Annotated in this window: 23 protein-coding genes; 8 read left to right on the top strand and 15 right to left on the bottom strand. The window is 73.4% G+C overall.

Annotated elements, in window-relative coordinates:
* Positions 1 to 22 precede the first annotated feature (22 nt).
* The gene (locus FB388_RS00290; protein WP_142095446.1) at positions 23 to 1,489 is read left to right on the top strand and encodes a LutB/LldF family L-lactate oxidation iron-sulfur protein; all 1,467 of its coding nucleotides are present in this window, start codon (positions 23 to 25) and stop codon (positions 1,487 to 1,489) included.
* Positions 1,486 to 2,115 carry a LutC/YkgG family protein gene (locus FB388_RS00285; protein WP_142095444.1) on the top strand — a complete coding sequence of 210 codons (630 nt, stop codon included), beginning with the start codon at positions 1,486 to 1,488 and terminating at the stop codon, positions 2,113 to 2,115. The genes FB388_RS00290 and FB388_RS00285 overlap by 4 nt, the downstream gene beginning before the upstream one ends.
* A gap of 24 nt (positions 2,116 to 2,139) precedes the next feature.
* Here the strand turns inward: FB388_RS00285 and FB388_RS00280 are convergent, their stop codons facing one another.
* Positions 2,140 to 3,423: a glutamate mutase L gene (locus FB388_RS00280; RefSeq protein ID WP_246121413.1), complete on the bottom strand. Its 1,284-nt coding sequence runs from the start codon at positions 3,421 to 3,423 to the stop codon at positions 2,140 to 2,142.
* A gap of 117 nt (positions 3,424 to 3,540) precedes the next feature.
* Here FB388_RS00280 and FB388_RS00275 point away from each other — a divergent pair, with 117 nt between their 5' ends.
* From FB388_RS00275 to FB388_RS00265, 3 genes are all read left to right on the top strand, one after another.
* The gene (locus FB388_RS00275; protein ID WP_142095441.1) at positions 3,541 to 5,202 is read left to right on the top strand and encodes a long-chain fatty acid--CoA ligase; all 1,662 of its coding nucleotides are present in this window, start codon (positions 3,541 to 3,543) and stop codon (positions 5,200 to 5,202) included.
* Positions 5,199 to 5,972, top strand: a complete 774-nt coding sequence (locus FB388_RS00270) for a maleylpyruvate isomerase N-terminal domain-containing protein (RefSeq protein WP_142095439.1) — start codon at positions 5,199 to 5,201, stop codon at positions 5,970 to 5,972. Before FB388_RS00275 ends, FB388_RS00270 begins: the two co-directional genes overlap by 4 nt.
* An 89-nt stretch (positions 5,973 to 6,061) precedes the next feature.
* Positions 6,062 to 6,736: a nucleoside/nucleotide kinase family protein gene (locus tag FB388_RS00265; protein ID WP_142095437.1), complete on the top strand. Its 675-nt coding sequence runs from the start codon at positions 6,062 to 6,064 to the stop codon at positions 6,734 to 6,736.
* On the opposite strand, the gene FB388_RS00260 is transcribed toward FB388_RS00265, so the two are convergent.
* The 5 genes from FB388_RS00260 to FB388_RS00240 are packed head-to-tail and all read right to left on the bottom strand — an operon-like array spanning position 6,683 to position 10,879.
* Positions 6,683 to 7,456, bottom strand: coding sequence for an SRPBCC family protein (locus tag FB388_RS00260; protein WP_142095435.1), 774 nt, complete (start codon positions 7,454 to 7,456; stop codon positions 6,683 to 6,685). The genes FB388_RS00265 and FB388_RS00260 overlap by 54 nt on opposite strands.
* Positions 7,453 to 7,764: an ArsR/SmtB family transcription factor gene (locus FB388_RS00255; RefSeq protein ID WP_142095433.1), complete on the bottom strand. Its 312-nt coding sequence runs from the start codon at positions 7,762 to 7,764 to the stop codon at positions 7,453 to 7,455. The genes FB388_RS00260 and FB388_RS00255 overlap by 4 nt, the downstream gene beginning before the upstream one ends.
* Before the next feature lie 40 nt (positions 7,765 to 7,804).
* A complete protein-coding gene (locus FB388_RS00250; RefSeq protein WP_142095431.1) occupies positions 7,805 to 9,310 on the bottom strand; it encodes an amino acid permease in 1,506 nt (501 codons plus the stop codon).
* Positions 9,311 to 9,362: 52 nt separating this feature from the next.
* Complete coding sequence (locus FB388_RS00245) at positions 9,363 to 10,283, bottom strand: cation diffusion facilitator family transporter (RefSeq protein WP_142095429.1); 921 nt, start codon at positions 10,281 to 10,283, stop codon at positions 9,363 to 9,365.
* 11 nt (positions 10,284 to 10,294) lie between these two features.
* Positions 10,295 to 10,879, bottom strand: coding sequence for a TetR/AcrR family transcriptional regulator (locus FB388_RS00240; protein WP_142095427.1), 585 nt, complete (start codon positions 10,877 to 10,879; stop codon positions 10,295 to 10,297).
* Between the two features lie 79 nt (positions 10,880 to 10,958).
* Between FB388_RS00240 and FB388_RS00235 the strand changes: the two genes are divergently transcribed.
* Entirely contained in the window at positions 10,959 to 12,092 is a 1,134-nt protein-coding gene (locus FB388_RS00235) for a DUF418 domain-containing protein (protein ID WP_142095425.1), read from the top strand.
* 2 nt (positions 12,093 to 12,094) lie between these two features.
* Here the strand turns inward: FB388_RS00235 and manA are convergent, their stop codons facing one another.
* From manA to FB388_RS00210, 5 genes are all read right to left on the bottom strand, one after another.
* The gene (manA, locus tag FB388_RS00230) at positions 12,095 to 13,309 is read right to left on the bottom strand and encodes a mannose-6-phosphate isomerase, class I (RefSeq protein ID WP_142095423.1); all 1,215 of its coding nucleotides are present in this window, start codon (positions 13,307 to 13,309) and stop codon (positions 12,095 to 12,097) included.
* A 16-nt stretch (positions 13,310 to 13,325) separates the two neighbouring features.
* A complete protein-coding gene (locus FB388_RS00225; RefSeq protein ID WP_142095421.1) occupies positions 13,326 to 14,420 on the bottom strand; it encodes an SIS domain-containing protein in 1,095 nt (364 codons plus the stop codon).
* Between the two features lie 2 nt (positions 14,421 to 14,422).
* Positions 14,423 to 14,632, bottom strand: coding sequence for a Trm112 family protein (locus FB388_RS00220; protein ID WP_142095419.1), 210 nt, complete (start codon positions 14,630 to 14,632; stop codon positions 14,423 to 14,425).
* Between the two features lie 97 nt (positions 14,633 to 14,729).
* A complete protein-coding gene (locus FB388_RS00215) occupies positions 14,730 to 16,085 on the bottom strand; it encodes a phosphomannomutase/phosphoglucomutase (RefSeq protein ID WP_142095417.1) in 1,356 nt (451 codons plus the stop codon).
* Positions 16,086 to 16,111: 26 nt separating this feature from the next.
* The gene (locus FB388_RS00210) at positions 16,112 to 16,468 is read right to left on the bottom strand and encodes a DUF3499 domain-containing protein (protein WP_142095415.1); all 357 of its coding nucleotides are present in this window, start codon (positions 16,466 to 16,468) and stop codon (positions 16,112 to 16,114) included.
* Between the two features lie 208 nt (positions 16,469 to 16,676).
* Here FB388_RS00210 and FB388_RS00205 point away from each other — a divergent pair, with 208 nt between their 5' ends.
* Positions 16,677 to 17,159, top strand: coding sequence for a metallopeptidase family protein (locus FB388_RS00205; RefSeq protein ID WP_142095413.1), 483 nt, complete (start codon positions 16,677 to 16,679; stop codon positions 17,157 to 17,159).
* A gap of 35 nt (positions 17,160 to 17,194) precedes the next feature.
* Here the strand turns inward: FB388_RS00205 and FB388_RS00200 are convergent, their stop codons facing one another.
* Positions 17,195 to 17,527 carry a WhiB family transcriptional regulator gene (locus tag FB388_RS00200; RefSeq protein WP_246121411.1) on the bottom strand — a complete coding sequence of 111 codons (333 nt, stop codon included), beginning with the start codon at positions 17,525 to 17,527 and terminating at the stop codon, positions 17,195 to 17,197.
* Between the two features lie 166 nt (positions 17,528 to 17,693).
* On the opposite strand from FB388_RS00200, the gene FB388_RS00195 reads away from it, so the two are divergent.
* The gene (locus tag FB388_RS00195) at positions 17,694 to 18,470 is read left to right on the top strand and encodes a site-2 protease family protein (protein ID WP_211361697.1); all 777 of its coding nucleotides are present in this window, start codon (positions 17,694 to 17,696) and stop codon (positions 18,468 to 18,470) included.
* Positions 18,471 to 18,612: 142 nt separating this feature from the next.
* On the opposite strand, the gene FB388_RS00190 is transcribed toward FB388_RS00195, so the two are convergent.
* From FB388_RS00190 to cofD, 3 genes are read right to left on the bottom strand one after another with little or no spacing between them, the layout of a single operon-like run.
* Positions 18,613 to 19,155, bottom strand: coding sequence for an NUDIX hydrolase (locus FB388_RS00190; protein WP_142095411.1), 543 nt, complete (start codon positions 19,153 to 19,155; stop codon positions 18,613 to 18,615).
* Positions 19,149 to 20,342, bottom strand: coding sequence for a coenzyme F420-0:L-glutamate ligase (locus FB388_RS00185; protein WP_142095409.1), 1,194 nt, complete (start codon positions 20,340 to 20,342; stop codon positions 19,149 to 19,151). The genes FB388_RS00190 and FB388_RS00185 overlap by 7 nt, the downstream gene beginning before the upstream one ends.
* Positions 20,335 to 21,327, bottom strand: coding sequence for a 2-phospho-L-lactate transferase (gene cofD / locus FB388_RS00180; protein WP_142095407.1), 993 nt, complete (start codon positions 21,325 to 21,327; stop codon positions 20,335 to 20,337). Before cofD ends, FB388_RS00185 begins: the two co-directional genes overlap by 8 nt.
* Positions 21,328 to 21,405: the final 78 nt, after the last annotated feature.

Below are 21,405 nucleotides of genomic sequence, written 5' to 3'. Positions count from 1 at the left end.
CCGAGCGCAGCGAGGCAGCACGATGAGCACCTTCCTCGGCATCCCCGCCCCGCGGGGCGTCGGGCACCTGCGCGGCGACCGGTCCTTCCCGGACGCCGCCCGCGGCGCACTCGCCGACTCCCAGCTGCGTCGCAACCTCGGCCACGCCACCCGCGTGATCCGCGGGAAGCGCGCAGCCGTCGTCGGGGAGCTGGACGACTGGGAGCAGCTGCGCCTTGCCGGTTCGGCGCTCAAGGCCGCCACGATGGCCCGGCTCGACGAGCACCTGGAACGGCTCGAACAAGAGGTCACCGCGCGCGGCGGCACGGTGCACTGGGCGCGCGACGCGAACGAGGCGAACGCGATCGTCACCCGCCTCGTGCAGGAGACCGGAGCGTCCGAGGTCGTCAAGGTCAAGTCGATGGCCACCCAGGAGATCGGCCTCAACGAGGCTCTCGAGGCGGCCGGCATCGAGGCGCACGAGACCGACCTCGCCGAGCTGATCGTCCAGCTGGGCGGCGACCTGCCCAGCCACATCCTCGTGCCGGCCATCCACCGCAACCGCGCCGAGATCCGCGAGATCTTCCTGCGCGAGATGCCCGGCGTCGACCCGGAGCTGACGGCCGAGCCGCGCAAGCTCGCCATGGCAGCGCGGGCGCACCTGCGGGAGCGGTTCCTGCGCGCGAAGGTCGCGATCTCCGGTGCCAACTTCGGCGTGGCCGACACCGGCACGCTGCTGGTCGTCGAGTCCGAGGGCAACGGGCGGATGTGCCTCACGCTGCCGGAGACGCTGATCACCGTGATGGGGATCGAGAAGGTCGTGCCGACGTGGCAGGACCTGGAGGTCTTCCTGCAGCTGCTGCCGCGCTCGTCCACCGGGGAGCGGATGAACCCGTACACGTCGGCGTGGACCGGCGTGACGCCCGGCGACGGCCCGCAGGCCTTCCACCTCGTGCTGCTCGACAACGGGCGCACCGCGGTGCTCGGCGACGACCTGGGCCGCAGCGCCCTGCACTGCATCAAGTGCTCGGCATGCCTCAACGTCTGCCCCGTCTACGAGCGCACCGGCGGGCACGCGTACGGCTCGGTGTACCCGGGCCCGATCGGCGCGGTCCTCTCGCCCCAGCTCACCGGCGTCGAGGACAACGCGTCGCTGCCGTACGCCTCCAGCCTCTGCGGGGCGTGCTTCGACGCGTGTCCGGTGCGGATCGACATCCCGTCGCTGCTGGTGAAGCTGCGGGCCCAGCACGTCGACGAGCAGCGGAAGCGAGCGGTGCCGAGCGCGGAGGCCATCGCGATGGCGGCCGCCTCGTGGGTGATGTCCTCGCCGCGCCGGTTCGCGGCGGCCGAGAAGGGGTCGCGGGCGGGACGGCTGCTGGGCCGCCGGGCCGGCCGAATCCGCACGCTGCCGCCGCCGCTGTCGGCCTGGACGGCGAGCCGCGACGCCCCGCGCCCGCCTTCCGAGACGTTCCGCGAGTGGTGGGCGCGCGAGCGCGGAGGCGACTCGTGACCGCCCGCGACGAGGTACTCGGCCGCATTCGCGCCGCCAACGCCGCGGCGGGGCACCCGGCACCGCAGGAGGTGCCGCGCGACTACCACCGCGCAGGTGCCCACCCCGCCGGTGCGCCCGAGCTGCTCGAGCTCTTCCGCGACCGGCTGGTCGACTACAAGGCGACGGTCCTGGAAGCCCCCGCGGACGACGTCGCGAAGGCGGTCCGGGCCGCGCTGGCCGATGCCACCGGCCGCGTGGTCGTGCCGCCCGGCCTGCCCGACGGCTGGTGGCCGGACGGCCTCGCGGCGACCCGCGTCACCGACGACGGGCTCTCCCCCGCCGACCTGGACACGGCTGCCGCCGTGCTCACCGGGTGCGCGGCGGCCTGTGCCACCACCGGCACCATCGCCCTCGACGGCTCCCCCGACCAGGGCAGGCGCGCCATCACCCTGGTGCCCGACGTGCACGTCTGCGTCGTGCGCACCGATCAGGTCGTCCAGACGGTGCCCGAGATGCTCGCCGCGCTCGAACCGACCCGCCCGATCACGTTCGTCAGCGGTCCGTCGGCCACGAGCGACATCGAGCTGGAGCGCGTGGAAGGCGTGCACGGGCCCCGCACGCTGATCGTCGTACTGACGGGCTGACCAGCCACTACTACAGGGGCCGGCTCAGCCGAGCAGGTGGTCGCGCAGCAGCGACTCCGCCGCCTCCGTGCGCCCGCGGGCGGCGAGGAGCCCGGCGGGCACCACCGCGAAGTCGGAGTCGACCACCACCGGCGCGTCGGCCAGCACCGGGGCGAGCACGGGGTCGGTGCGCAGCGTGGCCACGACGGCCGCGAGGCCGCCCGCGAGGTTCCGCTGGCGGAACACCCCGCCCGCCAGCACCACGAGCCCGATGTCGCGCCCGGCGTCGGCGTGCACGCGCAGGTGCCTGCGCACGGCGACCACGGCGGCCAGCGCGGCGATGCGGCGGTCCTCTGCTGCGCTGCCCCGGTCGCGCGGGACGTAGCCGGTCTCGCTGGCCATGCGGGCGACGGTTGGTCCGAGCAGGTCGGCCTCCACCGGGTCGACGATGCCCTCGGTCTGGCTCTCGACGAGCACACCGCCCGCGGCCGCGCGCACACCCAGGTCGCCCTCGACCGTACGGACCGGCTGGGACCGGCCCGCCGAGTGGACGTCCGTGGTGGCGCAGCCCACGTCGACGACGAGCACGCGGGCGTCGCAGATCGCGGCGAGGCGCGTGGCCGCGTGGCCCACCGCCTCCGGCGTGACCACCCGCACGAGCCTGCGGAAGCGGGGCGCCACCGCCGGGCCGCGCCCGCCGATGGCGTGACGCCGGTACAGCTCCGCGAGCGCCGCACGCGCCGGCCCCGGCACCACCTCGCCGCGGCGGGGAAGCACGTTGTCGCACGCCACCACGCTGCGGCCGGTGGCCCGAAGCAGGGCGAGCGCGTCGTCGCGGGCCGCGGAGTTGCCCGCGAGCACGATCGGATGGCGGATCCTCGCCCTGGCCAAACGGCTGGCATTGTGCAGCAGCCCGGCCGGGTCGTCGCCGTCGGCGCCGCCCACCAGCAGCACCACCCCTGGCCGGGCGCTGCGCAGCAGCCGGACGTCCGCCGGTTCCAGTGGCCCGGCGTGCACGTGCACGACGTGCGCACCGGCCGACACCGCGACCCGGTGCCCCGCCTCCGTCGCCGACAGCCGGTCGGAACCGACCACGGCCAGCCGCAGCCCGCCACCCGCCGATGAGCAGGCCAGCAGCTCCGGCTCCTCACCGCGCCCGGCCGCCGACACCGCGCGCACGGCGGCGTCCATGCCCGCGAGGACGTCGCCCGTGGTGGTCGGGTGCTCGGCGAACCCCGCGAGGGAACCGTCGGCGTGCACCAGCACCGCCTTGGTCCACGTCGACCCCACGTCGAGGCAGACCGATGCGGCCTGGTCGGTGGGCGTCACGGCGCACGAGCCTAACTGCTGGTGAGCCGGTTGGCGCTGCATGAAGCCGATGGTGGCGGCACTCGTCCGGAGGTAACTTTCGGTGACGCCCGACACAGCCGACCGGAGGAGGTCCCGATGCTCGGTCTCATGCAGGATCGGCCGCTCGCCCTGCCACACGTCTTCCACCGGGCCGAGGAGTACTTCGGGCACAAGCCGATCGTCACCGCAGACGTCACCGGCGAGATCAGCACCACCGTGGCCGAGTGGGCCCAGCGGGTGCGGCAGCTCGCCACGGTCCTCGACACGCTCGACATCAGCGCGGACGGTCGAGTCGGCACATTCGCCTGGAACACCAGCCGGCACCTGGAGCTGTACCTGGCCGTCCCGTGCACCGGGCGCGTGCTGCACACCTTGAACATCCGGCTCTTCCCCGAGCAGCTGGTCTATGTCGCGAACCACGCCGAGGACGAGGTGGTGTTCGTCGACCGCTCGCTGCTCCCCCTGTTCTGGCCGCTGGTCGACAAGCTGGAGAGCGTCCGCCACGTCGTCGTGCTCGACGACGGCGCCGACGTCGAGATCCCCACCGACCCGCGCGTGCACGACTACGAGGAGCTGCTCGCCGCCGCCACCCCCTTCGAGGGCCGGTTCGAGATCGCGGACGAGAACACCGCTGCCGCCATGTGCTACACGTCCGGCACCACCGGCAACCCCAAGGGCGTGGTCTACAGCCACCGCTCCACCGTGCTGCACTCCCTCATCACGCTGATCGCGGACGGCGCCGCGCTGTCGGAGCGCGACGTCGTGCTGCCCGTCGTCCCGATGTTCCACGCCAACGCGTGGGGCCTGCCCTACGGTTGCCTGCTCGCCGGCACCGGCCTGGTACTCCCCGGCCCGAACATGACCCCGGCCGCCGTCGCCGCGCTGCTCGAGCGCCACCGGGTCACCGTTGCCGCCGGGGTGCCGACAATCTGGATGGGGATCCAGCCGCTGCTGGCCGACCACGACTTCAGCGCGCTGCGGACGATCCTGTGCGGCGGCTCGGCCGTGCCGAAGGTGCTCTCGGAGGCCTACCGGGAGGCGATCGGGGTGCCGATCCTGCACGCCTGGGGCATGACCGAGACCAGCCCGATCGCCACCATGTGCACCCTGCGCACCCAGCACGAGTCGCTCACCGAGGCCGAGCGCGCCGACGTCCGCGCGCGGCAGGGCCATGCGGTACCGCTGGTCGACATCCGGTTGGCCGATCCGGCCACGGGCGAGCCGCAGCCGTGGGACGACGTCGCCACCGGCGAGATCCAGGCAGCAGGCCCGTGGATCGCGTCCGAGTACTACCGGGGCGAGGGCAGCGGCGCCCAGTTCACCGAGGACGGCTGGCTGCGCACCGGCGACGTCGCCTCCGTCGACCGCTACGGCTCGCTCCGGATCGTCGACCGCACGAAGGACCTCATCAAGTCCGGCGGCGAGTGGATCGGCTCCGTCGAGCTGGAGAACGAGATCATGGCGCACCCGAAGGTCGCCGAGGCAGCCGTGATCGCCGTCCCGCACCCGAAGTGGGTCGAGCGCCCGCTCGCGTGCGTCGTCGTGAAGCCCGGGGAGACCCTCACGGCGGAGGAGGTCATCGCCCACCTCGAGCCCCGCGTGGCGAGGTGGTGGCTCCCCGATGCGGTGGAGTTCATCGACGAGGTGCCGAAGACCAGCGTGGGGAAGTTCTCCAAGAGGACACTTCGTGAGAAGTTCGGTGGCTACCAGGTAGCCGCGTCCGCAGCGGCCAGCACGACCGACGACGGCAGGACATGACAATCGCACGACTCGCTCCACCCTGCACGCCCACCACCCACTCGAACGGGGGTCTGTCGCCGACACTGAGCGGAGCTCCGCGGAGCGATCAGCCGCGGGGGAAACCGCTGGCGAGCCCTGAGCTCACCGCGCTGCGGATCGCCTACTCCGACATCTCGACGATCGCCTCCTCGCTAGAGGAGGAGGACTCGTGGCTGCCCACCCGCTGCCTGGGCTGGACGGTGCGCGACCTGCTCGTGCACCTGCTCAGCGACGTCCAGCGGGCGCTGGTGGCGCTGGCCACCCCGGCCGCGGGGCCGGCCGACCGCGACGCCGTGACGTGGTGGACGGCCGACGAGCCGACCGAGGACCCGGGCTTCCGCGAGCTGCGCAACCTGCGGACGGTCGCCGGGGCGTGGGAGCTCGAGGACCTGGTGCGGACGTTCATGGAGACCACCCGCGCGGTCATCGCGCTCGCCGGGCGCACCCCGCCGGAGGCGCTCGTGGCGACGCGCGGGCACGTCCTGCAGGCGGTGGACCTCGTCACCACGCTCGCGGTGAAGGCGGCCATCCACCACCTCGACCTCGTGATGGAGCTGCGCCGACCGGGACCCCGCTCCGAACCGCTGGCGCTGGTGCGCTGCACCCTCGACGCGCTCCTCGGCTATCCGGCGCCCGCCGACTGGCCGGACGAGCGCTGGGCGCTCCTGGGTACGGGCCGCGTGCCTCCCGGCGGCGGTGAGAGGCGGGCGTTGGGCGCGGAGGCGGCCCGCCTCCCGCTGCTCTGCTGATGATCCGCCCCGGAGATGTCAGCAAAGCCACTTTCCTGACGCTGGACGTCAGCAAGGTGGCTTTGCTGACACACCCGTAGCCTTCCGCCGTGGGGGACGTCCTGGAAATCGCCGCGCTGGCCGCGCGGGTGCGTGCGGCGCCGCCGCGGTGCGGAGCCACCCGCCTCGTCTGCATCGACGGCCCCTCCGGCTCGGGCAAGACCACGCTCGCCGCCCGGCTCGCGGCGGCTCTCGGCCACCCGCCCGTGCTGCACATGGACGACGTGTATCCCGGCTGGGACGGGCTCGCCGCCTCCGTCCCGCTGCTGTACGAGCAGGTCGTGGCGCCGCTGGCGGAGGGCGGGACCGCCTCCTACCGCCGCTACGACTGGCACCGAGGTGCGTTCGCGGAGGCGCACGACCTGGGGACACCGGAGCTGCTCGTGGTCGAGGGCGCGGGGTGCGGGGCGCGGGTGGTCGCGGAGCGGGCGGTGCTCCTGGTCTGGATCGAGGCGCCGCGCGACGAGCGGTTCCGCCGCGGCATCGCCCGCGACGGCGAGACCTACCGCCCGCACTGGGAGCGCTGGGCCCGCCAGGAGGCGGAGCACTTCGCCGCCGAGGCGACCGCCTGCCGCGCCGACGTCCGGGTGGACGGGGCGCCGTCCGCGCCCCACGATCCGGCCCGGGAGCTGGTCCTGCTGCAGCCCGCTACCGGGACGGAGGGCGGGTGCTCACCGGCCGGTCGGGACCGCCTCCAGGCGCTCGAGGAGCCGCGCCATCCGTGACCGGTCGGCCTCGAGCACGGCCTGCGGGTCGCCGCCCGTGCCGGTGTGCGTGAGCACCAGCCGGGCGCCGTGGCCGGTGCCGGGCACGAGCTCCCAGCGGACCCGGCCGCCCTCCTCCGCGTCGTGTGCCAGCACGTGCTCGGCCTCGTCGGCGCCGTCCGGAGCGAGGTCGGTCAGCGCACCCCACACCCCGTCGGCGGGGCGGGTGAGCTGGCGCTCGTGGCGGACGCGCCAACCGTCGGGACCCGTCTCCACGGTGCCGGCGTCCAGCCCGAGCTGCGTGACGAGCCGCTCGTGCAGCGCGATGTCGTCCACGCCGGGGTCGACCCCCGGGCGGCCGTCGAGCGCGAGGTCGAGGGCCACGATGCAGGTGTGCCACCCGGCGCCGTAGCTCGCCGCGGCTGCGCGGTCGTCGAACGTGTGCAGCAGGACCAGGCGCGTCCCCTCGCGTTCCGGGTGCAGCTCCCAGCGCAGGTGGTCCGTGCCCCACGTGTAGGCGATCAGCCGCGGCGGGTCCAGGTCGGTGACGGCGCCGTTCTCCCCGGACTCGTACGCGACCGTGCCGCCGACGCGCAGCTCCGGCGTGACCTTCTCGGGGAACCAGTCGGCCAGCCGCTCCGACTCCGTCACGGCCCGCCACACCTTCTCCGGCGGGTGCTTCAGCCATCGCTCCATGCGCAGCACCGAACGGCCGTCCCGGGTCTGCAGGCTCTCGCTCATGTCTCCTCCGAATCGGCATCGAGGTGCCGTTCGAGGGCGTCGAACCGGTCGGCCCACATCCAGCGGTACGGGGCGAGCCACTCGTCCACCGCGGCGAGCGGCGCCGGGTCGAGCTCGTACCACCGCCGCTGCGCGTCGACCCGCACCTTCACCAGCCCGGCCTCACGCAGTACCCGCAGGTGCTTGGAGGTGCCCGGCTGGCTCAGGCCGAGCTCTGCGGTGAGCTCCCCGACCAGCCGAGGACGCTCCCGCAGCAGGTCGAGTATCCGGCGGCGGACCGGCTCGGCGAGCACCTCGAACGTCACGATGCGAACATACCGAACGAGCTATATAGCCGCAAGGGCATGCTCAGCGCCGACGCGCTCGCTGACCGACCAGCGAGTGCGAGCGCCCGTAGGCGAAGTAGATGACGATGCCGAGAACCATCCAGACGACGAACCGCAACCAGGTCTCGACCGAGAGGTTGATCATCAGCCACAGGCACGCCAGCACGGCGAGGATCGGCACCAGCGGCACCAGCGGAGTGCGGAACCCCCGCGGCAGATCCGGCCGCGTACGCCGGAGGATGACCACGCCGATCGACACCAGCACGAACGCGAAGAGCGTGCCGATGTTGACCATTTCCTCCAGCGCCCCGATCGGGAAGAACACCGCGACGACCGCCACGATCGCACCGATGATCACGCTGACCCGGTACGGCGTGCCGTGCGCGCCGGTGTGCGCCAGCCACCGCGGCAGCAGCCCGTCGCGCGCCATCGCGAAGGCCACCCGGATCTGTCCGAGCAACAGCACCATGACCACGGTGGTGAGGCCGGCGAGCGCGCCGACCGCGATGATCGTGGCCGCCCAGTCCACCCCGACCGTCGCGAACGCCGTGGAGAGCGTGGCGCGGGTGCCGTCCGGCTGGGTGGCCAGGTCGGTGTAGGGCACCATGCCGGTGAGCACCAGTGCGACGGCCACGTACAGCACCGTGACGATGGCCAGCGACCCCAGGATGCCGCGCGGCAGTGACCGCTGCGGGTTCCTGGTCTCCTCGGCCGTCGTCGCGACGACGTCGAAGCCGATGAACGCGAAGAACACCAGTGACGCCGCGGCGAGCAGCCCGTACACCCCGAAGGTGCTGTTGGCCTCGCCGCCGAACAGCGAGAGCAGCGACTGCGTCATCATGCCGCCCGTGTCCGACTCGGCCGGTGCTGGCGGCGGGATGAACGGGGTGTAGTTCGCCGCGTTGATGTAGAAGGCCCCGAGGATGATCACGAAGAGCACGATCCCGACCTTGATCGACGTGATCACCAGGCTGACCCGGCTGGAGAGCTTCGTCCCGAGCACGAGCAGGGTCGTGAGCACCGCGATGAGCAGCAGCACGCCCCAGTCGACGTCGAGCCCGCCGATGTTCACCGTGGTCGGCACGTCGAGCCCGAACTGGCTGAAGACCGTCTCCAGGTACACCGACCAGCCCTTGCCCACCACCGCGGCCGCCACGGAGAACTCGAGCACGAGGTCCCAGCCGATGATCCAGGCGATGAACTCGCCGAACGTCGCGTAGGAGAACGTGTAGGCGCTACCGGCGACCGGGACCGTGGAGGCGAACTCGGCGTAGCACAGCGCCGCCAGCGCGCAGGCGATCGCGGCGAGGACGAAGGCCAGCGAGACCGAGGGCCCCGCCACGTCCCCCGCGGTGCTCGCGGCCAGCGTGAAGATGCCGGCTCCGATCACTACGGCGACGCCGAAGACGATCAGGTCCCACGTGCCCAGGTCTTTTCGGAGCTTGCTGTCCGGTTCGTCGGTGTCCGCGATCGACTGCTCGACCGACTTGGTGCGCATGATCCCGTTGCGGGTCTCGCCGAGGGCCATCCGCGAAACCTAACGGTCACCCGCCTCACCGGCCACCCCAACGGGGCGGTCGTCAGCCTTTGACCTCGGCGCGGTCGAGGTCGGGCTCCAGGTAGATCAAGCGCGCGTCCGGCACGCGCTCGCGGACCCGGGCCTCGGCCCCGTCGATGGCGGCGGCGACGCCTTCGAGCGGGAGTCCGGGTGCGAGCGCGATCTTCGCGGCGACCAGCATCTCCTCGGGCCCGATGTACTGGGTCTTGATGTGGATGACGCGCTGCACGTCACCCGACTCGAGCGCCGAGACGATGTCCGCCAGCACCGGCGGCGCGGCGCCCTCGCCGATGAGCAGGCTCTTCATCTCGATGATCAGGATGATGGCGATGACGCCCAGCAGCACGCCGATGCAGATCGTGCCGATCGCGTCCCACACGGGGTCACCGGTGAGCACGCTGAGCCCCACGCCGAAGAGCGCGAGCACGAGACCGACGAGTGCGCCGAGGTCCTCCAGCAGCACCACCGGCAGCTCCGGCACCTTCGCCTGCCGGATGAACTGCCACCAGGTGCCGGAGCCCTTGAGCGGGCGGGACTCGTGGATCGCCGTGCGGAACGAGTACGTCTCGAGCCCGATCGCCACCACGAGGATCCCGACCGCGACGATCGGCGACGTGAGCGGCTCGTGGGACTCCAGCTTGTGGATGCCCTCGTAGAGCGCGAACACCGACCCGAGCGTGAACAGCAGCAGCGCGACGACGAACGAGTAGAAGTAGCGGTCGCGGCCGTAGCCGAACGGGTGCTCCTGGGTGGCCTTGCGCCGCGCCGTGCGCCCGCCGAGCAGGAGCAGGCCCTGGTTCGAGGTGTCGGCGACCGAGTGCACGGCCTCGGCGAGCATCGACGACGACCCGGTGATCAGGTATCCGATGAACTTCGCGAGCGCGATCCCGGCATTGGCGATCAACGCCGCCACGATCGCCCGCGTTCCCCCACTCGCTGCCATAGCGCGAAAGCCTAGACCGGACGAATCCCGACGGCCGGGAGGATGGCCTGGTCCACGATCTCGGCCAGCCGCTCCGGCGACGGCTCCTCCCCCGTGTCCATCGCGATCTTGAACACGAGCGCCTCGCCGATCTCCTCGACCACGGGCGTGACCAGGGCGGGATCGAGGTCGCCCAGCCGGGCGTAGTGGTGCAGCACCGTGGCGGTGAACCGCCGCCCGGCGCGATCGAAGACCCGGTACAGCCTCCTGACGAGATCGGGATGGCGGTGCCGTTCGAGCACGATCGCCTGCACGGCACGCGCTGTCGGGTGGCGCGACCACTCGAGCATCAGCTGCAGCGCGGCGATGAGGTCGCCTCGCAGGTCGTCGGCCGCCGGTCTGGGTTCTTCGACGGGGTAGGCGGCCGCGATCGCGTCGAGCAGCACCTCCTCCGGCGCGGACCAGCGGCGGTAGAGCGTGGTCTTGGGCGTGTTGGCACGGCGGGCGATGCCCTCCATCGTCAGCCGCCCGAGGCCCACCTCGTCGAGCTCGGCGAGCGCCGCTTCGTGCAGAGCCGCCATGAGCGCCTCGCCGCGGCGCCGTGGCCGTCCGGCCATGGTCCTCCTTGCTGAGATACGCAGGCGTAGCTTAATCTGCCGCTTCAGCTACGAGTCCGTATCTTATGAGAGGCCTGGTGTGTCCTCGCTCCGCTCCGAACCACCGGTCGCGCCCCGCGTGCGCGCCCTCGCGCCCGACCTGGCGAGGGGCACGATGCTCGCCGTCATCGCGCTGGCCCACTCCCAGGTGCTCGCGCGCCCGTTCCTCGGCCCGGTCCACACGCCGGGGCCGGCCCTGGACACCGCGGTGCAGACCCTGCTGACCCTGTTCGTCGACAGCCGGGGCTACCCGATGTTCGCTGCGCTCTTCGGCTACGGGATGGTGCAGATCCTGCGCAGCAGGGAGCCCGCGCTCGGCCGGGATGGCGCACGGCGGCTCTTGCGGCGCCGGGGCAGTTGGCTCGTCGCGTTCGGGTTCGTCCACGTCCTGCTGCTCTTCCCCGGCGACATCCTCGCCTCCTACGGTGTCCTCGCCCTCCTGTTCGTCGGCGCGCTGCGCTGGCCGGCGGCTCGCCTGTTCGCGGCCGCGGGAGCCCTCGCCGTCCTCGGCGCGCTCGTCTACGGCGCGGTGCTCGCCCTTCCCGCCCCAGGCGGCCTCGCGGCGGAGGTCGACCCGCTGACGTCGGCGGTGTTCCGGATCGCGACGTTCCCGCTGGTGATGCCGATGAACGCGGTGATGGCGGCGGCACCCCTCCTCGTCGGCATCTGGGCCGGGCGCAGCAGGCTCCTCGACGAGCCGGCGCGGCACCGCCGCCTGCTCGTCGGGGTGGCCGCTGCGGGAATCACGATCGCGGCGGCGGGTGCCGTGCCCCACGCCTTCGTCACCACGGGGTTCTGGCATCCCGGGACCGGCGTCCTGGTCGCGCTGGGGACGCTGCACACCATCACCGGCTACGCGGGCGGCCTCGGCTACGCAGCTCTGGTCGGCCTCGTCGCAGCGCGCCTGTCCGGCCGGGCGGCGGGTCCGGTCACGAACGCCCTCGCGGCGTGCGGCCGGCGCTCCATGACGTGCTACCTGGCCCAGTCGGTTGCATGGCTGCTGCTGCTCGAGCCGTACCTGGCCGACCTGAGCGGCACCATGGGCGTGGCCGCAGCGGCGGCGGTGGGGCTCGGGGTCTGGCTGGTCACCGTGGTGGCAGCGGACCTGCTGCGCCGCACCGACCGCCCCGGCCCGGCCGAGGCGCTGCTTCGCCGCCTGGCCTATCGAACCTGAGGTCAGATCCCGAGGCCGTCGCTCGCCAGGAACAGCTGGGTGCCCTCGGCGGACGCCTCGAGCGTGACGTCGGTGTCGGCAGCGCTGAGCCACAGCGAGGCCCCGCGGCGCAGCTCCAGCTCGCCGTCGAGGGAACGGACGCGCGCGCCGCCCGCCGTGCACAGCAGGACGCGCGGCCCGCCGTCGGGCACGGGCACCGGGCTACCCGGCGCACCGTCGAAGCGGCGGAGCAGGAACTCCTCGGCAGGCGTGTCGTAGCGCACCCAGTCGCCGTCCGGCTTCCCGATGACGACAGGCGGCGGTGTGGGGTGGAAGTCGAGCACACGCAGCAGCTCGGGCACGTCGACGTGCTTCGGCGTGAGCCCGCCGCGCAGCACGTTGTCGGAGTTGGCCATGATCTCGATGCCGGCCCCGTTGAGGTACGCGTGCAGGTTGCCCGCGGGCAGGTACAGCGCCTCGCCCGGTTCGATCGTGACCCGGTTCAGCAGCAGCGCGGCCAGCACACCTGCGTCGCCCGGGTAGCGCTCGGACAGCTCGAGCGCCGTGCGCGCCTCCGTCGAGAACTCACCGCCGCTGCCGGCGAGTCGCACGCAGCCCTCCTGCAGCGCGGGCACGAGCGTGTCGAGCACGGCCTGCGGCAGCGTGATCCACGTGGTGAACAGGGCGCGCAGGCCGTCGGCGTCCGGCTGGGCGGCGAGCAGCTCGGCGTGCCCGGCCAGCTCGGGAACCTCGAGGGCCCGCAGCAGCCGCACCGTGACCGCCGGGTCCCGGAACCCGGCGAGCGCGTGGAGCTCGGTGAGCGCGCAGATCAGCTCGGGCTTGTGGTTGGGGTCCTTGTAGTTGCGGTCGGCCGCGTCGCGGGCGATCCCCTCGGCCTCTTCGGCCGCGAAACCCGCCCGGGCCTGCTCGAGGCTCGGGTGCGCCTGCAGCGACAGCGGCTCGTCGGCGGCCAGCACCTTGAGCAGGTACGGCAGCGTGGCGTCCCAGCGTTCGCTGCGCTCGGGCCCGAGCAGCTGCTTCGGGTCGGCACCGAGCGCGTCGAGCAGCGACGTGCGGCCGCCGTCCGCTTGGACTAGGCGCGACGGGTCGGCTGGGTGTGCGCCGAGCCACATCTCAGCCTGCGGATGCGACGAGGGCACCTCATGGCCCAGCAGGTCAGGGATCACCGTGCGCGAGCCCCACGCGTAGGCGCGCACGGGGTTGTCCAGCAGCTCCACGTCCGGTCAGCTCTCCTCAGGCAGGCTCGATCGTGCGGGTGGCCAGTCCCAGGTACACCGAGGCCACATCCAGCCGGGACGCGAGCAGTGCGGCCCGGAGCAGGGCGGCGTGGCGGGTACCGCGCGCCACCTCGTCCACCGGGTGCAGCACGTCGGCCGACGGCCACCCACGCCCGGTGCGCCGGAGCGTCACCTGGCCGGGGTCATCCTCCCCGGTGGCCAGGAGGACGAGCCGCACGGGGGGTGTCTCCGTGAGCCCGTCCGGGTCGGCGAAGGGGTCGCGGAAGATGTCGGCGCCCGACGCCCCGCGGTCGAGGGCCCGCACGAGCGCCGTGGCCCCGGCCCCGTCGGTGACGTCTCCCGAGTTCGCGACGACGCCGGCGTGGGTGGCGAGCGCGGTGGCACCGTGCGCCGCCACGGCGGCGGCGAGCCGGTCGGTGCCCCACAGCAGCGGGGTGTGGTCGGCGAGGCGGAGCGCGAGGGACTTCGCCGGGTTCATGAACGGCTCGTGGCCGGGCTGGTTGCGCTCGGCCTCGGCGTCGAGGGCGTCGGCAAGCACGTCCATCGCCGGATCGAGCGGGGCGTCGAGGAGGCCGAGCGCGCGCAGCGTGGCGAGCCCGACGGCGAGCGCGCGGGGAAGGTCCAGCCCCGGCGGCACCGGGATGCGCGGCTCCACCAGCCGCGCGCGGCCGGCGCCCGCCGACGCGACCGGGCCGTCCGCTGGTGCGGACAGCACCACCTCGGCGCCGCGGCGCACCGCGAGCAGCACGCTGTCGGCGAGCTCGGCGTCGGTGGCCTCCGCGGTGTGGGCCACCACCACGTCGAGCGGCCCGATCCACGACGGCGTGGAGTCGGTGACCACCACCGGAACCGGCGCCGCCGGGCCCAGCAGCGCCGTGAGCACACCTGCGGCCGTGGCGGACGCGCCCGGCCTGCGCAGCAGCACGAGCGCGCGAGGGCGGTGCCCCGCCAGCGAAGCGACGTCCGCCTCGGCCGCGCCCTGCGCGGCCGACCGCACCTGCGCGCCCGCCGTGGCGGCGGAACGCAGGACGCCGCCGGTGTCGAGCGCCGCAAGGGCCCTCGGGTCGGCGAGCAAGGTGTCGTCGAGCACGGTCAGCCGCCGGCAGGCGGCGAAGTGGGTGGGGTCGCCTCGTCGAGCAGCAGCACCGGGATCCCGTCGACGACCGGGAACCCCCGTCCGCACTCGGTGCAGGTGAGCACGTCGGCGTCCGGGTCGGCGGGGGTGCCGGCCCGCAACGGGGCGTGGTCGTCGGACGGGCAGGCCAGGATCTCCATGAGCTGAGGGTCGAGCTGTACGGCCACGAGCCTCCTCCTTCGCAAGGGCGCGCGGAACTGCCCGCGATGTTGCCAGTGCGCGGCGCGCTCCGCCCGCTTCGGTTGCCGGTGGATCCGGGAACGGCTACCCGCGCACCACTCCGAGAACCTCGTCGCGCAGCGCCGCCATCGCGGTGGAGTCGGCGGCCTCGACGTTCAGCCGCAGCAGCGGCTCCGTGTTGGACGGGCGGAGGTTGAACCACGACCCGTCGGGGAGGTGGACGGTGAGGCCGTCCAGCTCGTCGTGCTCCACGCCCTCGCGGGAGAGGTACTCGGCCTTCACCGCGGCGATCCGCTCCGCCTGGTCGGCCACCGTCGAGTTGATCTCGCCGGAGGCGGAGTAGCGCTCGTAGTCGGCCATGAGCTGCGACAGCGGTGCGTCCTGCTCGGCGAGCGCGGCCAGCGCGTGCAGCGCGGCCAGCATGCCGGAGTCGGCCTTCCAGAAGTCGCGGAAGTAGTAGTGCGCCGAGTGCTCGCCGCCGAAGACCGCGCCGGTCTCGGCCATCGTCTGCTTGATGAACGAGTGGCCGACGCGCGTGCGCACCGGGGTGCCGCCGTGCTCGGCGACGATCTCGGGCACCGCCTTCGACGTGATCAGGTTGTGGATGACGGTCGCACCCGGGTCCTTCGCCAGCTCACGGACGGCGACGAGGGCCGTGATCGCGCTCGGGCTCACCGGCTCCCCGCGCTCGTCGACGACGAAGCAGCGGTCGGCGTCACCGTCGAACGCGAGCCCGATGTCGGCGCCCTCGCTCACCATGCGCTTCTGCAGGTCGACGAGGTTGGCCGGGTCGAGCGGGTTGGCCTCGTGGTTGGGGAACGTGCCGTCGAGCTCGAAGTACATCGGCACGACGTCGAACGGCAGCGGCTCGAACACCGCGGGCACGGTGTAGCCGCCCATGCCGTTGCCTGCGTCGACCACGACCCGCAGCCGCCGCGACCCGCTGAGGTCGACGAGCTTGCGCAGGTACGCCGCGTACTCCGAGAGCAGCTCGCGGCTGGTGACCGTGCCGCCACCCGGCCCGGCGGGCACACCCGCCTCGACGGCCGCCCGGATCGCCGCGAGCCCGGTGTCCTGGCCGATCGGCGTGGCGCCTGCGCGGCACAGCTTGATGCCGTTGTACTTGGCCGGGTTGTGGCTCGCGGTGAACATCGCGCCCGGCAGGCCGAGCGTGCCCGAGGCGAAGTACAGCATGTCGGTGCTCGCGAGCCCGATCGAGACGACGTCGAGGCCCTGCCCCGTGACACCGTCGGCGAACGCCGCCGCGAGCTCGGGGGAGCTGTCGCGCATGTCGTGCCCGATCACGACCCCCTGCGCACCCTCGTCCCGCACGAGCGCGGCCATGGCCGCCCCGATGTCACGAACGGTGGGGGCGTCGAGCTGCTCGCCCACAACGCCGCGGATGTCATAGGCCTTCACGATCGCGCCGAGATCTGCCACGGGGCAGACCCTAGCGAGGCCCTCGGTCAGTCCTCCGCGGACCCGGGGAGAACACGCAGGTGCCCGCGCCGCCCGGTGCCCGTTGCGGTGATCGGCTCCACGGGACGGTCGGCCCGCCCGGCCTCCCGCACCGCCTCGGCGAGGGCGGTGAGGTCGTCGCTGTTGTGCTGCGGCGCGGCGAACTCGCCCTCGAACCTCACGACCTCCCAGCCCCGCGGCGCCGTCAGGCGGTGGGCGTGCTGGGTGCACAAGTCGTAGGAATGGGGCTCGGCCTGCGTGGCCAGCGGGCCGACGACCGCCGTGGAATCGGCGTAGACGTAGGTGAGCGTGGCCACCGCGGGCTCAGTGCACCCGGTCCGTGAACACCGCCGCACACTCAGCACGTCCCGGACGATACCTCCTCGCCCCGTCACTACCGCGACGCGACGCGCGGCCATCCACGCGAGTCGCACGTTCGCTCCGTGCGATTGCGGCATCTGCAGGTGCGCACTCGTCCGTTCGCAAAAATGCGTCGCCGGGCCGAGTGGTGTCGCGTCCCGGCGCGGTGTCGTGGAGTGGGGCGGGCATCCGCGGGGCCGTAGCATTCACGGGGTGACGACCGCGCGCCGCACGCTGCGCCGCTCTCCCCGGAGGCGGGACCGCCGGGGCCGTGGCCTGCGCGGGCTGATGTACCCCGCGAGCACACCGGCCTCGCGCACCCGTGCGGAGAAGTTCGACGCGATGGTCCTCGAGGCGCTCGAGCCGATCGAGCTGCGCTGGGGATCCGAGCTCGCCGACCTCGACCTCGCCGTCGACGAGGTTCCGGAGGTCGAGGAGACCTCCCCGGACGACGTCGTGTGGGGCCAGGGCGTGCTCGCCGACGTCGGCGTGCCGCTCGCGCAGCTCGTGCCCGCGGGCGTCGACCCGGAAGGCCTGCCGTCGCGGGCCCGCATCGTGATCTACCGCAGGCCCCTCGAGGCGCGGGCCCGGGACGGCGCGGACCTCGCCGACCTGCTGCACGAGGTGCTCGTCGAGCAGGTGGCGGAGTACCTCAACATCGAGCCCGACGCGGTCGACGGCGGCGAGACCCCGTAGCCGACGCGCCGGACGCGAAGCGGAGACGGTCTGCGTCAGGACGCGGCGCGGCGCAGCCTGCGCCGCTCACGCTCGGACAGCCCGCCCCAGATGCCGAAGCGCTCGTCGTGGGCCAGTGCGTACTCGAGGCACTCCGCGCGCACCTCGCAGCCCGAGCAGATGCGCTTGGCCTCCCGCGTGGAGCCGCCCTTCTCCGGGAAGAACGCCTCCGGATCCGTCTGCGCGCACAAGGCGCGCTCCTGCCAGTCCTGCTCCTCGGCCTCCTCGTCGGCAATGGCGACGATGGCTTCGCCGAACGGGTCGGTGGCCGGATAAGGCACTCCCGCTGAGGTTTCGACCAGCCCCATCGTGGCTGTGATCACGTTCACAATTGCCCACCTCCCCGCGCGCCCCCGGCGTGGCTGCCACCAACCCTACGGGCTGGGAATGACAGCAATGTAAGTACAGCGCTGTCAGTTGCAGGTTGGCAAGCTGAAGCTGCCGACCGGGTGATGCAGTCCACCCGGTCGGTCCCAGGTTCAGCACAATGATCCGGTGCGTGTCGACTCCCGACGGGTGAGCCCGTGGTTCCTGCTGCTCCTGGTGATCACGGTCGCGGGAGCCCTACTCACCGTGATCGGCACACCGGAAGCGGTAGCCGAGGGGTCGTCGGTGCTGCTCACGACGGGCATCGTGCTGCTGGTGCTCGGCGGGTGGGCGGTGTCGCTGTGCCTGCACGAGTTCGGGCACGCCGCGGTCGCCTACCGCGGGGGCGACCACTCGGTACGGGCGAAGGGCTACCTGACGCTCGACATCCGCCGCTACACCGATGTCGGGCTGTCGTTCGTGCTGCCGATCCTGATCCTCCTCATCGGCGGGATCCCGCTCCCCGGCGGCGCGGTGTGGATCGAGCACGGCGCCATCCGGTCCCGCGGGATGCGCAGCCTCGTGTCGCTGGCCGGCCCCGCGACGAACCTCGTGCTCGGCGGGCTGCTCACGGCGGCCGTCGCGTTGGTGGACGAGATGCCGATCGGGCTCGCGATCGGGCTCTCGTGCCTGGCGTTCATCCAGGTGATCGCGTTCGTCCTCAACATCATCCCGATCCCCGGCCTCGACGGGTTCGGCGTGATCGAGCCGTTCCTGCCCATCGGCGCGCGCCGCACCGCGGCCCGGGTGCGCCCGTGGGCGCCGCTGGTGCTGTTCCTGCTCATCATCGGCGTGCCCGGGGTGAGCACGGTGTTCTTCCAGGCAGGCGGCGCGGTGTTCGCGGCCGTGGGCGGCGAGGCCGAGCTTGCCTTCGCGGGCTACTCGGAGCTCCTCTTCTGGCGCTGACGCACGCAGAGCGCGACTCACCCGCACCGAGAGCGCGACTCGCGGGGACAGGGTGCACCTTTCCGCGCGAGTCGCGGGCTGGGTGCGCGCGAGTCGCGGGCTGGGTGCGCGCGAGTCGCGGCCTGAGTGCGGGCGAGTCGGGTCAGCCGAGGCGGCGGCGGGCGGCGGCGACCATCGCCGGGACCGTGTCCGTGTCGGCGGGGAGGGCGTCCAGGGGCCACCAGCGCAGGTCGTCGGACTCCTCGCTGATCCGCGGCACGGCACCGGCCGGCGCCCGCACGAGGAACCGGACGTCGAGGTGGCGGGTCGGCAGGCCGAGCGAGCAGGTGATCGGGTGGACGTCGACGTGCAGCGGCTCCGGGTCGATCACCAGCCCGTCCATTCCGGACTCCTCGGTGGCCTCCCGCAAGGCCGCGTCGGCGAGGGATGCGTCGCCGGGCTCGCAGTGCCCGCCCAGCTGCAGCCAGCGCCCCACCCGCGGATGGAGGGTGAGCAGGGTGCACTCCGCAGCGGCGTCGACCACGAGCGCGGACGCGGTGAGGTGGCCGGGCACGCAGGAACGCGAGCACGCGTCCTCCGGGCGGGCATCGAGGAAGGCGAGCAGCGCGTGCCGCAGGCCCTCCTGGCCGTGCTCCTTCGGGTCCCAGGCGCGCAGCTCCGCGGCCGCAGCAGCAGGCGCTACCACTCGACGAGCCCGGCCGCCGGGTCGCCCGGTGAGCGCGGCTGCAGCGGCTCGGCCGGCACCCCGACGCCGATCGCTCCACGGAACCGCCAGCCGGGCGGGACGTCGACGAAGCCGCGGACCACGTCCGGGGCGACCGACGCCGTCCAGTAGGAGCCGATCCCCTCGGCGGCCAGCGCAACGAGGAACGACTGCACGCCCGCGCCCGCCGCCACGGGGTCGTCGGTGTTGGAGTCGCTGAAGGCGAGCACGAGCTCGGGAGCGGTGCGCAGGCCATCGTCGAGCAGGGCGGAGCGGCGGTCGCGGTCGCGCAGCCAGGCGAACCGGATCGTCGGCGTCGTCGCGAGCGCCACCCCCACCGCGCGCCGCACGGCTGTCTCGTCCACCGGCTCGTCGCCGAACTGGCGGACGTCGCTCCGCAGCAGGACGGCCTCGCGCCTGCCTCGGGCGATCGCCTCGTCGGTGCCGAGCCAGAACATGTCCTCGTCGATCGGGCGGACGAGGTCGCGGGCCGTGGAGCCGTCGTCGACGGGGTCCATGCCGCGGACCACCGCCACCGGCAGCCCGCCGAGCTTGCCCTTGACCAGGTCGGCGGCCGCCGCCAGCTCGTCGGCCAGCGCGACCTCCGTGACCAGCAGCTCGTTGCCCTCCGCGTCGTGCATGCCCTCGTAGCGATGCAGCACGGGCAGCCCGGCCGAGCCGATCGCCACGTCGGTCTGCCCCACGCGCCAGGTGCGCCCCAGCGTGTCGGTGACGACCACCGCGACCTCGACCCCGCGCAGCCGCCGCAGGTCGGCGCGCAGCCGCGCGGCGCTCGCGTCCGGATCGGCGGGGAGCAGGGCGAGCTCGTCGCGCCGCACGTTGGAACCGTCGACGCCCGCTGCGGCCTGCACGATGCCGAGCTTGCCCGCGACGATCAGCGTGCGACCGCGGCGGGCGAGCACGCGTTCGGTCTCGGCGTCGACGAGCTCCCGGCGCAGCGCGTCGCGCTCCTCCGGGTCGGTCGGTGCCGCGACGAGCCTGCCCTCGGTCTTGGAGAACACCTTGGACGTGACGACCACGACGTCGCCGTCCTGGAGCCACGGCGCGGCGTCCGCGAGCGCGCCGGCCAGGTCGTCGCCTGGCCGGAACTCGGGGAGCCCGTGGACCGGCAGGACTGTGAGGCCCTCGGGGGCGGCGTGGTCACGCAACGGTGGTGCCCGCCAGCTCGAGGGCGCGCCTGGCCATCTCCGCGGTGGCCTCGACGTCGGTCATCAGCAGCGGAACGGACCGCACGTCGACGCCCGGCACGTCCGCGGTGTCGCCGCTGTGCACCAGCCAGCCGTCGAGCACGCCCCCGTCGGCGCGCGCCCCGAGGTGGCGCCCGACGGCCTCGGCGGTGGTCTCCACGCCGATCGCGGTGAGGCAGGCGTCGGCCATCCCGCGCACGGGCTTGCCACCGACGATCGGCGAGAGGCCCACGACCTTCGCCTTCGTCTCCCGCAGCGCGTCGCGCACGCCGGGCACGTTGAGGATCGTGCCGATGCTCACCACCGGGTTCGACGGCGCGAGCACCACGGCGTCGGCGTCCCGGATCGCGTCGCGCGCCGCCGGCAGCACGGTCGCCTCGTCGGCACCGACGGAGACGATCTCGTGGGCGGCCGGCTCGGCGTGCAGGCGCACCCACCACTCCTGGAAGTGGATCGCCTTGCGGGCCTGCGGGCCGGTGTCGGGGTCGTCCACGACGACGTGGGTCTCCACCCGGTCGTCGGTGGCGGGGAGCAGCCGGACACCGGGCCGCCAGCGGTCGCACAACGCGGCCGTGACGTCGGAGAGCGGGTAGCCGGCGCGCAGCATCCGGCTGCGGACGAGGTGGGTGGCCAGGTCGCGGTCGCCGAGGCCGAACCAGGTGGGTTCCGCGCCGTAGGCGGCCAGCTCGTCACGCACGGTCCACGTCTCGCCGACCCGTCCCCAGCCGCGTTCGGTGTCGATCCCGCCGCCGAGGGTGTACATGCAGGTGTCGAGGTCGGGGCAGATCCGCAGGCCGTGCATCCACACGTCGTCGCCGACGTTCACGACGGCGGTGATCTCGTGCTCCGACTCGCCTTCGCCGGTGGCGGGCAGCCCCAGTGCCGCCTTCACCCCGAGCAGGAACCGCGCCCCACCGACACCGCCGACCAGCACCGTGACTCTCACGCGCGCGAGCCTACGCGCGCGTGATCGACCGCCCGGGGTCCACGGCCCGACCGGGTTCCGACGAACGGCGCGTTCGTC

This window comes from Pseudonocardia cypriaca (assembly GCF_006717045.1).
GTDB lineage: Bacteria > Actinomycetota > Actinomycetes > Mycobacteriales > Pseudonocardiaceae > Pseudonocardia > Pseudonocardia cypriaca.
The sequence above is the reverse complement of the archived record's forward strand: the minus strand, read 5'-3'. Positions and strand labels throughout refer to the sequence as shown.